General features: G+C 64.4%; 10 protein-coding genes and 1 pseudogene. 1 reads left to right on the top strand and 10 read right to left on the bottom strand.

Translation table 11 applies throughout. From position 1 onward, the window contains the following. Both D618_RS0112365 and D618_RS0112360 read right to left on the bottom strand, forming a co-directional pair. Nucleotides 1-320, bottom strand: a pseudogene (locus tag D618_RS0112365) (phosphomannomutase); the annotation flags it as partial. Nucleotides 321-641: 321 nt separating this feature from the next. Then, complete coding sequence (locus D618_RS0112360) at nt 642-2,102, bottom strand: sugar transferase (protein WP_017671838.1); 1,461 nt, start codon at nt 2,100-2,102, stop codon at nt 642-644. 429 nt (nt 2,103-2,531) lie between these two features. Here D618_RS0112360 and D618_RS0112355 point away from each other — a divergent pair, with 429 nt between their 5' ends. Beyond that, entirely contained in the window at nt 2,532-3,509 is a 978-nt protein-coding gene (locus tag D618_RS0112355; protein WP_026091624.1) for a quinone oxidoreductase, read from the top strand. A 43-nt stretch (nt 3,510-3,552) separates the two neighbouring features. Here D618_RS0112355 and D618_RS0112350 read toward each other — a convergent pair whose 3' ends face one another. From D618_RS0112350 to D618_RS19940, 8 genes are all read right to left on the bottom strand, one after another. Continuing rightward, the gene (locus D618_RS0112350; protein WP_017671836.1) at nt 3,553-4,338 is read right to left on the bottom strand and encodes an aspartate/glutamate racemase family protein; all 786 of its coding nucleotides are present in this window, start codon (nt 4,336-4,338) and stop codon (nt 3,553-3,555) included. Then, a complete protein-coding gene (locus tag D618_RS0112345; RefSeq protein WP_017671835.1) occupies nt 4,338-5,246 on the bottom strand; it encodes a hypothetical protein in 909 nt (302 codons plus the stop codon). The genes D618_RS0112350 and D618_RS0112345 overlap by 1 nt, the downstream gene beginning before the upstream one ends. A gap of 16 nt (nt 5,247-5,262) precedes the next feature. After that, on the bottom strand, nt 5,263-6,141 hold the full coding sequence (locus D618_RS0112340) for an alpha/beta fold hydrolase (protein WP_017671834.1): 879 nt from the start codon (nt 6,139-6,141) through the stop codon (nt 5,263-5,265). Nucleotides 6,142-6,145: 4 nt separating this feature from the next. Then, complete coding sequence (locus tag D618_RS0112335) at nt 6,146-6,907, bottom strand: enoyl-CoA hydratase-related protein (protein WP_017671833.1); 762 nt, start codon at nt 6,905-6,907, stop codon at nt 6,146-6,148. Between the two features lie 184 nt (nt 6,908-7,091). Then, nucleotides 7,092-7,958, bottom strand: a complete 867-nt coding sequence (locus D618_RS0112330; protein ID WP_017671832.1) for a polysaccharide deacetylase family protein — start codon at nt 7,956-7,958, stop codon at nt 7,092-7,094. Nucleotide 7,959: 1 nt separating this feature from the next. Next, complete coding sequence (locus D618_RS0112325) at nt 7,960-8,757, bottom strand: SDR family NAD(P)-dependent oxidoreductase (protein ID WP_026091623.1); 798 nt, start codon at nt 8,755-8,757, stop codon at nt 7,960-7,962. Further along, nucleotides 8,757-9,062, bottom strand: coding sequence for a hypothetical protein (locus D618_RS0112320; protein WP_017671830.1), 306 nt, complete (start codon nt 9,060-9,062; stop codon nt 8,757-8,759). The genes D618_RS0112325 and D618_RS0112320 overlap by 1 nt, the downstream gene beginning before the upstream one ends. Before the next feature lie 5 nt (nt 9,063-9,067). Then, on the bottom strand, nt 9,068-10,228 hold the full coding sequence (locus D618_RS19940; RefSeq protein ID WP_017671829.1) for an amidase: 1,161 nt from the start codon (nt 10,226-10,228) through the stop codon (nt 9,068-9,070). Nucleotides 10,229-10,241 lie beyond the last annotated feature (13 nt).

Genomic DNA, 10,241 nt, shown 5'->3' with positions numbered 1-10,241 from the left:
TTATGGCTGCCGGTTATCTGAATGCCGCCATCAGCCTCTTCTAGAACGGCTTCGGCGTAATAGAGCATCGGGGTCGGCCCCATGCCGACGCTTATCGCATTGATGCCGCTGTCGTTCAGCCCCTTGATCAGCGCAGCCTCGAGCACCGGCGAGCTGACGCGGCCATCATAGCCCACCACCACGCAGGCGCCGCCAGAGCGCGCGATCAGCGTCGCAAATCCGCGACCGATGGCATAGGCATCGGCCTCGCCCAGCGTCTCGTCGATAATCCCCCGGATGTCATATTCACGCAAGGTGGTGGGGTGAAACTCGTGTGCCATAGGAAAAAACTCTTACGGAATAAAGTCGGTCAATAAGTGACGTTTAACGGTGCGATGCCGCCGGCTCGCAGTACTGGCAAAAAATGGGAAACTCAATCGGTTTGCGTACGCGCCAACGCTCCGAGCCGCCGACAGATGGTACGCACCGTCCGGGCGGAGCACGTACTGGCAACCCGGTGAGGATTTCGTGAAAAGGATGCAATATCGCCTAGGCAACCAGAGCTTTTCAACCGGTACCGTTGCGTGAGTCTGCAATGCGGATAGCAGCAAGCTCAGGTGAAGCGGACGATCGTGAAAGAAATCGACAGCGAATGCGGACCCTCAAAAGGCGTTCTTGTGGAAAAGGACTGCCAGCGTCCCCACCAGAATGCGAAGGTCCGACCGCAAATGCCAATCGGACACATATTCCAGATCCGACTGCAGGCGCATGGTCAAATCCATTTCCTGCTCGGTGGCACCGCGGAAACCTCTGACTTGCGCAAGGCCGGTCAGGCCAGGCTTGACCACGTGGCGTTCCCAATAGCGCTCATCGACATCCCAGTACAGCAGTGTTCCGGCGCGCGCGCCCAAAGCGTGCGGGCGCGGCCCGACAAGACTCATATCCCCCAGAACGACGTTGATGATCTGGGGCAGCTCGTCGATGCTCGTCTTGCGCAGGATATTGCCGAGACGGGTCACGCGATCATCGTTCCTGGATGTCAGACGGGAAGCCTGAGCGTCGCACATCTCGGTGCGCATTGTCCGGAATTTCCAGATCATGAACGGACGGTTGCCCAGGCCGATGCGCTCCTGCTTGAAGAATACCGGCCCCTTGCTGTCGAGCTTGATCAAGATTCCGACAAGCACGAAGAGGGGTAGGAGTAGCGGCATCGCAGAAAGCGACAGTACTAGATCGAAGGACCTCTTCACTAGCTGCTGGTTCCACGCCAAGCGACCGCTGTTAAGCAGAAGGCTGGTGTGACCGGAGCGCTTGGAAATACTCAATGCCGCGAAATGGTCAAGCTCAGGAACCACGATTTCGCACCTCACGTCCAAAGTCTTGAGAGCGAGCGCCCATGCCTGGCGGGCCTGCGGTGCACAATGCACCACGACCCGATCCATGCCCTTGGCAAGCCCACCCAGCCGATTGACACCGACAGCGCTGGACAGATCGGGATGCAGACCCATCACCCGTGCATCGACGGCGCCGGGACCAGGGTTCGCGCCCATCGGAATACCGTCATACACGCACAAGATCGCGTAAATGCCTTGCTGGAGGCGTTTGCGGAGGCATAGGCGGGTAATCGTGCGCACGGTGATGATCGTGGTCAGGCTCAAGACAATACCAAGAAAGAAAACACCGCGCGAAAATTCCGCACCGACCTTCAGGAAGAACGCAATCAGCAAAAGGCTGCCAGTGGCCATCATGAAGGCGCCGCTAGCAGCCCCGATGCCGGACCACAGATTGCCCAGCTTACGCACGTTATGCGCGTTATTGTTGAGCGAGAAGATCAGGAACAGGGGGACGCAAACCGCCACCATGTTGGGAGCGTGCTCGCCCGGCGCGCCGCCAAGATAGATGATGCTCGCAGCGTAAAACCCGATGATGATCGACGCCGTATCGGCCACGATCGACCACACCGAGAGCATCGAGCGGAATCGCTTCAGGCCCTTCAGCCGGTCGAGACGATTCAGCGCTTCGAAATCGGGTTGCGGACCACCTGTCTGGATCGGCGAAGGATCGAGATCTTGGCCAGTCAGCAGTGCAGGCGTGGCTTTGGCGGGAAACTTTGCAGTCTTCATGATGGCGAATGGACTCCAGTAAGACACATTGTTTGCACCCGTTCTGTGTCGGCGCATACCAGCGTTTGCCGCATTGCACAATAGGTCCGAACTAGACCTGATCAGTCCGTCGAAGGTCCTTCTTCAACGGGCTGTCCAGCTGCTGCACTGGGCAAACGGCACGGTTTTACGCCGCCTGCGCCGGTATACTCCTGAGGCGGTTGACCCTGGATCCACGCTGCACAACTTGCCTTGTTTGCCGTTAGGCATATCCGTATTGCGGTCGTACCTGCGCCGAAATCTAACCAGTTTTGTACGGTGCTGTATGCTAAAGCCCACCGATATATGCGCCTTCCGGCGGCTTCTGGGCGTAGCCGGTCGGTTCAAATCGGCGTGATCGCCAATCCACGCTGGACGTTTGCCAGCGGCAGTTTGAAAAGGAACGATATGATGCAGGCACGCCAGGCGATTTTCACGCGCACCGGTGGTCCCGAGGTGATCGAGTGGCAGACTGTCGATGTGCCCGCGCCGGGTGCAGGAGAGGTGACGCTCAAGCAGACCGCGGTTGGGCTCAACTATATTGACACCTATCACCGGCGCGGCATCTATCCGGTCGATTTGCCGAGCGGGCTGGGGCTGGAAGCCGCCGGCATCGTGGAAGCGGTGGGAGACGGTGTCGAGGGACTGAGCGTCGGTGACCGGGTCGCGACCTTTGGGCCGGCGCGCGGGGCTTATGCCGATATCCGCAATGTCGCGGCCAGCAGCCTGTTCAAGCTGCCCGATGCCATTTCTGACGACGTCGCCGCTGCCGCTCTTCTCAAGGGCTGCACCACCGAGTTTCTGGTCGAGCGCTGCGCCAAGGTCGAACCCGGCCAGGCGGTGCTGGTGCATGCAGCAGCGGGCGGCGTTGGGCTGCTGCTGGTGCAATGGCTCAAGGCCGTGGGCGCGACCGTCATCGGGACGGTGAGCAGCGAGGAGAAGGCCGCGCTCGCGCGCGAAGCCGGGGCCGACCATATCGTGTTCTACACCCGCGAGGACACGGCCAAGCGGGTCCGCGAACTCACCGGCGGCGCGGGTGTGCGCGTGGTGTTCGACGGCGTCGGGCTCGACACCTGGGAGGCCTCGCTCGACAGCACTGGCAAGCGCGGGCTGATCGTCTCGTATGGCAATGCCAGCGCGCCGGTGACCGGTATCAGCCTGGGCGTGCTCGCCACCAAGGGCTCGCTGTTCAACACGCGCCCCACGCTGTTTGATTATTACACCGACCCCGCCGAACGCGCTGCAGGCGCGGCACGGCTGTGGGAGATGATCGCATCGGGCAAGGTCAAGGTCACGATCGGCCAGACCTATCCGCTAGAACAGGCCGAGCAGGCGCACCGTGATCTTGAATCGCGCGCAACCAGCGGCTCGACGGTGCTGCTGCCGTAACGCGGAGATGCCGGTCTCCTGCAGTGCAGGGGACCGGATGCGCTCAGGAGGCGATGCACACCGGGCAGTCTTCGGCCACCTCGCCTGCCACTGCGTCCACCATCGCGCGGAGCAGGGCCGGACGGCCGTCGCGGGTCTGCGGAACCTGGGTGAGCGGCGGAGCGGCCAGAGCGGCGCGCACCCCGGCGGCGAGCGGATTGACGATGGGTACGCTGGCGGCGCTCGCAATCGTATCGGCCATGCCCGACATGCACGTGCAGCCCAGCAGAACCGCCTCTGCACCGCGCGCCGCGAGGTCTGTCACGCCTGCCAACACCTTGCCGACCACCGCCGCGCGACCTTCACGGACCTGCGAGAGATAGCCATCCGGGCCGGAGAGCAGTTCAGTGTCGGCATCCTCGCCGACATTGACGATACCAACGCACGATCCGGTGACGCCGCACGCCTGCAGCCGTTCTGTAAGGATGAAGTTCATCGATTCGGGCCACACGCTGACGATGCCGAACGGGCGTCCGCCGCGCGCCGCCTTGGCGAGGCCCGCCTCGCCTGATCCCACCACCGGAATGGGCAGCATCGCGCGCATCGCGGCAAGGCCATAATCGCCGACGCTGTCGATCACGAGCCTCTCGCAGCCCTGCTCGGCGGCGGTCAACGCAGCTTCGGCATGGCCCAGCGCCTGCATCGCCTGTTCGAGCGGGGTATAAGGGAAGGCCGGCACGCGCGAGGGGAACGCGATCAGTTCGACACCGGGAAACAGCGCCGCCAGCTCGGGCGCAGGCCCGCCAAGCACCAGCGGATTGTGCGGCGTTCCGATCAGCCCGATCCGCATCAGGACAGCCCGGTCTCGATCAGCTCGACCAGTTCACCCGAGGGGCCGCGCACCGTTGCTGCCATGTTGCCCATGTACAGGTCGCCATGGCGCAATACCGGGGGCGTAATGAATTCGACATCGAGGTCTTCAAAGCTCTCGACTGCCAGCGTCACCAGCGCGTTGCCCGGCGGCAGCATGCCGAGATGGGCAGGCCGCTCGGTCGCCTCTGCGGGGTAATCGTCGATCTCGAGGATCGGCAGCCGCTCGTTCTGCACCATGGTGATGACTGACTGCGTGCCTGCAGGCTTGCCGAACGCCGCATTGATCATCGTGTATTCGAGCGTGTAGCTCTCGCCCTCATCGAGCCGCAGCGCGTGGCGGTACCAGTCGACCGAGGCCATGCGGTCCTGCGCTGCGAGGATGACGATGAAGATATGGTCGGTAAGGCTCTGCGCCTTGGGCAGGTCTGACGAGGGCGTGTCCATTGCCACCTCGTTGAGATAGATCATCTCGTCGCCGCGCCCCAGCACCTGCATCGGGATGAAATAGGGCAGGCCTGCAATCTCCCTGGGCGGGCCGATGACGCGAAAGCCGCTGCCGTCGAGCCGATCGGGCCAGCCGAACACATCCTTGACGGTCAGCTCATAGGCCGCCCAGCCATAGGTGCGCGTCGGACGGAAATCGGGGTGGTCTGCCTGCTCGACCAGCCGGATGAAGCAATGCGCGCCGCTGGTCGGGCGCAGCATCGCATAAGGCGCGCCTGCGCTTTCCGGGCAGCCCCAGGCGGCGGCGAGATCGGCGGGCAGCGGGCCTTGCTCGACCAGATCGAGCCCCAGCCGCCCCTGATAATCGGCGAGCGAGGCGGTGAGGTCGGGCGTGACGACAACGCCGCCCATGATCGTTCCGTGCTTCAGGTGATGCGACATGATCGGACCTTTCGGGTTAGGCAGACAGGACGGGGGCATTGGCGCATTCGGGCAAGGCCAATGCGCCAAAGGGGTCGGCAGATGCGCCAAGGAAGCTCTCGACCAGGGCTGCAGCTTCCAGCGCATGCAGGTCGAGAAAACCATGGCCCCAGCCATCGAGCATGACCATGCGCGCGTGCTTGAGCAGCGCGGGCGCTGGCATGCTATGGTCGCGCAGATCATCCTCAGGGTTCAGCAGCAGCACCGGCTGGGTGACCTCTTCGAGCCGCATGCCGGGGACGAAGCCGAACGCGGCATCATGGCCCCAATGCTCGATATTACGGCCCATCAGCCCGTCGGGGAACGCCGCGTTGATCGCGTCGAGCGACAGGCCGCCCGCTGCAAAATGATGGTGGAAGCGCTGCCAGCGGTGCAGGATGTGGCTGCCATCGGCTTGCGGTGCGCGATGCTGGTACTCGGCGCGCATCGCGGCGAGATCGTCTGCGCTGAACACCGGGGCGGAGATCAGCACCAGCCGTCGCACGAGATCGGGATGCTCCGCCGCCAGCTGGCAGGCGATCATCGATCCGGTGTGATAGCCCATCAGGTCAACAGGCCCGGTGACGCCGCACGCGGCGATTCCCGCCAGCAGCGCGTCGGCATAATCGGCGATCGATGGCGCATTGGGCGGCGCGTCGGACATGCCGAAGCCCGGCGTGTCGAACGCCAGCACATGCCTGCCGCTAATCGCTGCCAGCACGCCCATGAACGCTTCGAATGTGCGTCCGGTCATCGGGCTCATGTGGAAGCAGGCGAGGCTGGCCCTGTATGCGCTGGCCGTGCCCGATTCGCGGACATGTAACTGGCCGAACGGGCCATCGACATAGTGGCGGCGGACGGGGAGGGTCTCAGCCATCGCCTCAGAACTCCGGTTTGCGCTTGCCCAGAAACGCTTTGACCCCTTCGCGGAAATCGGGGCCGTCAAAGGCATCGGCGAACTGCGCGAGCGTATTGGGGTCATCCTCTGCCTGGCCGTGCACGATGCGCGCAATCATCGCCTTGCTCGCGCGCACGCTGTGCGGCGAGACGCTGGCGATCTGCGCCGCGAGCGCCCCGGCGGCGGCAGCTGCATCGTCGGCGATCTCGTCGATCAGGCCGATGCGGAACGCCTCGCTGGCGTCGACCAGCCCAGCGGTGAACAGGATGCGCTTGGCCGCCGAGGGGCCGACCAGATCGACCAGCAGCTTGGTATCGTGCAGCGAATAGACGAGGCCAAGCTTGGCCGGCGTGATGCCGAACCGCGCGGCCGATGTCGCGATGCGAAAATCGCAGGCGAGCGACAGTCCGCAGCCGCCGCCGATGCAATCGCCCTCGATCTGTGCGATCACCGGCTTGGGCGCGCGCGCGAGCGTCTCCATCGCGCGGCGGATCGCGGCCTGGTTGCGGATGCGCCAATCGGGATCCTGCGCGCCCGCCCCGAACTCGGCGATGTCCGCCCCGGCGCAGAACGCCCCTGGCGTACTCGCGCGCAGGATCATCACGCGCACATCGGGGTTGATCATCGCCTGGTCGATCAGGCCGGGCAGCGCCTCCCACATCGCTTGAGTGAAGGCATTGCGCTTGTCGGGCCGGTCGATGACGAGGTGCGCGATTGCCCCATCGAGGGTGAGGGAGAGGGTCACATCTCCTCTCCCTTTACGGGAGAGGACAGGCTTGGCTTGGCAGCTTGCTGCCTAGCAAGCCTTGGAGAGGGCTTTATGCAGCGCAACCGCCGCTGCCCCCTCTCCCAGCTTCGACTAGGCGGCCAAGCCGCCAAGTCTGCGCAACCCTCTCCCTCGGGGGGAGAGGAGGATATCGCGAACCCCCTCACGCTGGCACCGTTGCAGCGAAGTGGCTGGCGATGGCGCGGCGTGTCGTCACCCACACATCAGGCTTGCTGCGGACATGGCGGAAGAACTCCTCGAGCGCCCAGATGCGGCCCGGCCGGCCGATGATGCGCAGGTGCAGCCCCAGCGACATCATCTTGGGATTGCCCTCCTCGCCTTCGGCATAGACCTGATCGAAGCAGCGCACCGCGTAATCGAGCCATTGGTTCGGCGTCATCGCCGGGTCGGTCCACATCTTCATGTCGTTGGTATCGAGCTGATAGGGCATGATGACCATCGGTTTGCCGGGCACCGTCGCGGTGTCCCAATAGGGAATATCGCCTGAGTAGTCGTCCATATGGTATTCAAACCCCGCCTCACTCAGCAGGCGGCGGGTGTTGTCGGTGTGCAGATAGCGCGACAGCCAGCCATAGGGCCGCGTGCCGGTGGTCTTCTCGATCGATGCGACCGCTTTCTGGATGAACTCGCGCTCGGTCGCCTCGTCCATCTTGAACTGGTGCACCCAGCGCCAGCCATGGCTGACCGGCTCGTGGCCCAGCTCGACGATGGCCTCAGCAATCTCGGGATGGTTCTCGAGCGCCATCGCGGCCACGGTCCAGCTCGCCAGGATGTCATAGCGCTTGAGCAGTTTGACCACGCGCGGCGCGCCCGCCTTGATCCCGTAGAGATAGTTGCTCTCGTTGCCATAGTTGCGGATGGCGGACTTCACGAACACGCCCAGCTCGTCGACCGGCTCCATCCCCCGGTCGCCGCGCGCGATCGTCATCTCGCTGCCTTCCTCGACATTGACGACGACGCTCAAGGCCATCTTCGCGCCGTTCGGCCAGTCCATTCGCTCTTCGATCATCTCAATGCATCTCCTCGCCGCCGCTCACGTTGAGCGCCTCGCCGGTTATGTAAAAACTATCGTCGCTCGCCAGCCACGCGCAAGCAGACGCGGTGTCGCTGGCCAGGCCCGGGCGTCCCATCGGGTTCTTCGCCTTCATGTTGGCGAGATACGCCTCGACACTGGCGAAGCCCAGGAGCTTGGAGAAATATTCGTTCTGCTGTGCGCCCAGGCCCGTGGTGACATGGTTGGGGCAGACCGCGTTGACGGTGATGCCGTGCGCGCCGAGTTCCACCGCGCTCGCGCGCGTCAGCCCGACCATGCCGTGCTTGGAGCTGACATAGGCGGGCAGGTGCGGAAAGCCGGTCTTGGCGGCCTGGCTGGCGATGTTGATGATCCGCCCGCCGCGCCCCCCTGCGATCATCGCCTTGGCGGCGGCCTGCGTGCAGTAGAACGCGCCCGACAGGTTGACGGAAAGCACCTGGTCCCAATCGGCCGGATCGACATCGAGCAGCGGCTTCATCATGAAGCCGATCCCGGCATTGTTGACGAAGACATCGACCGATCCGAACGTAGCGACCGCGCCATCGACCAGCGCGCGGCACTCGTCCACCTTGGCGACATTGCACGCGATCGCCTCGACCTTCGCGCCGCGCCCGCGCAGGTCTTCCGCGACCTCATCGGCCTCGGCGTCGATGACGAGGTCGGAGAGCACGCAGTTTGCGCCTTCATCTGCAAAGCGCTGCAGGATCGCTTGGCCCAGCCCCTTGTGCTTGCCCGAGCCGGTAACGACGATCGTCTTGCCTGCGAAGCGGCGCATCACAGGTCCTCGGTGAGGATGAACTGCGGGTTGTCGGCATAATCCTGGAACGGCGCGGCCATCGCCTGGAACTCGGGCGTGCTGATATCGGCCACGAACGGATCCATGCCGGTGATGTCGATGATCTCGACATAGTCATATGGCGAGGCGGCATCCGATCCGAACAGCCCGGTCGCGCGGTGGACGGTGAAGCTGCTGACCGAGGACAGCGCATTGACCCCCGGAATGTCGCGGGTGCGCGCCCATGCCTCGTAATCGGATGCCGAAACGCCGGGCTTCAGGTTGAACAGCACGATGATCTTCATGGGGGTTACTCCTTGTGGGCAACGGGCGGATGATAGCCGGCGAGCGCAGTGTCGAGCATGCGGGCGCGGGCGAACAATGCGGTTTCCTGACCGGGCAAGCCGATCAGCTGCACGCCGATGGGCAGGCCCTCGGCACTCATGCCCGCAGGCAGGCTGAGCGCGGGCAGGCCTGCGACATTGGCGAGGCAGGTGAAATCGGCCTGGTTGGCAGGCGCTGTTGCAGAGTGCGCAAAGGCGGTCTGCGGCGCAGTGGGCAACAGCAAGGTGCCGTGGCGGGCCAGCGCCGCCTGCAGTGCGTCGGCGGTCTCAGCGAGGATGCGCTGGTCCTCGGCCCAATCGACATCCGACCGACGCGGGCCATAAGCGATCAGGCGTTTGAGGTGATCGGACAACAGCGCCGGGTCGGCATCGGCAAACTGCGCGGCCATGAAGCGCACCGTCCGGATGAAACCGGCAAAGCGGACGCGCGCGAGTGGATGGGGCAGGGTGAATTCGGCGACCTCGCCCATCGCGGCTTTTGCGGCGTCGAAGCCTTGCAGCACGCTTGCGTCGCATTCGACACCGCCAAGGTCGGCGAGCGTCGCGCAGCCTTGCGGGGGTTCTTCATCGCCAACGTCCGAGATAACGCGCGCGACACGTTCGAGCAGGTCGAGCGAGCGTGCGAGCGGGCCGATTGCGTCGAAGCCGGGTTCGGCAAGCTCGAGCCCGTGCTGGCTGACACGGCCGGGCGCGGGCTTGAAGCCATAGACGCCGCAATAGGCCGCCGGGATGCGGATCGATCCCATCGTGTCGGTGCCGAGCGCCGCATCGCACAGCCCTGCCGCCACGGCAGCCCCGCTGCCGCCCGACGAGCCGCCGGGGGTGTGGCCGGGCGAGTGCGGATTGTGCGTCGCGCCGAACCAGGGGTTGTCTGTCTTCGCGCCTAAAGCGGCTTCCTCCATGTTGAGCACGCCGGTGATGCTGGCGCCTGCGGCTCGCAGTCTGGCCACAACCTCGGCATCCTGTTTGGCGATGCGGTCGCGGAACAGCGCCATGCCGGCGGTCCAGTGCATCCCGGAGACGGCAATATTGGCCTTCACGCCGATGGTGATGCCGGCGAGAGGGCCGGTCGCCGGTAGCGTATCGGGTGCGCGTTCGACGAGTGCGTTGAAGGGATCGAGAGTCACGCTCCCCTCCCTG

Origin of the sequence: Blastomonas sp. AAP53 (assembly GCF_000331245.1) — a bacterium.
In the GTDB taxonomy this organism is placed as follows: Bacteria; Pseudomonadota; Alphaproteobacteria; order Sphingomonadales; family Sphingomonadaceae; genus Blastomonas.
Note: the sequence above shows the minus strand (reverse complement) of the source record. Positions and strands in the feature narration are given on the sequence as shown.

What these genes read in the sequence shown, in the direction of transcription:
- D618_RS0112360 (WP_017671838.1), bottom strand. Translation starts at nt 2,102, where the DNA reads ATGAAGACTGCAAAGTTTCCCGCCAAAGCCACGCCTGCACTGCTGACT.
- D618_RS0112355 (WP_026091624.1), top strand. Translation starts at nt 2,532, where the DNA reads ATGCAGGCACGCCAGGCGATTTTCACGCGCACCGGTGGTCCCGAGGTG.
- D618_RS0112350 (WP_017671836.1), bottom strand. Translation starts at nt 4,338, where the DNA reads ATGCGGATCGGGCTGATCGGAACGCCGCACAATCCGCTGGTGCTTGGC.
- D618_RS0112345 (WP_017671835.1), bottom strand. Translation starts at nt 5,246, where the DNA reads ATGTCGCATCACCTGAAGCACGGAACGATCATGGGCGGCGTTGTCGTC.
- D618_RS0112340 (WP_017671834.1), bottom strand. Translation starts at nt 6,141, where the DNA reads ATGGCTGAGACCCTCCCCGTCCGCCGCCACTATGTCGATGGCCCGTTC.
- D618_RS0112330 (WP_017671832.1), bottom strand. Translation starts at nt 7,958, where the DNA reads ATGATCGAAGAGCGAATGGACTGGCCGAACGGCGCGAAGATGGCCTTG.
- D618_RS0112325 (WP_026091623.1), bottom strand. Translation starts at nt 8,757, where the DNA reads ATGCGCCGCTTCGCAGGCAAGACGATCGTCGTTACCGGCTCGGGCAAG.
- D618_RS0112320 (WP_017671830.1), bottom strand. Translation starts at nt 9,062, where the DNA reads ATGAAGATCATCGTGCTGTTCAACCTGAAGCCCGGCGTTTCGGCATCC.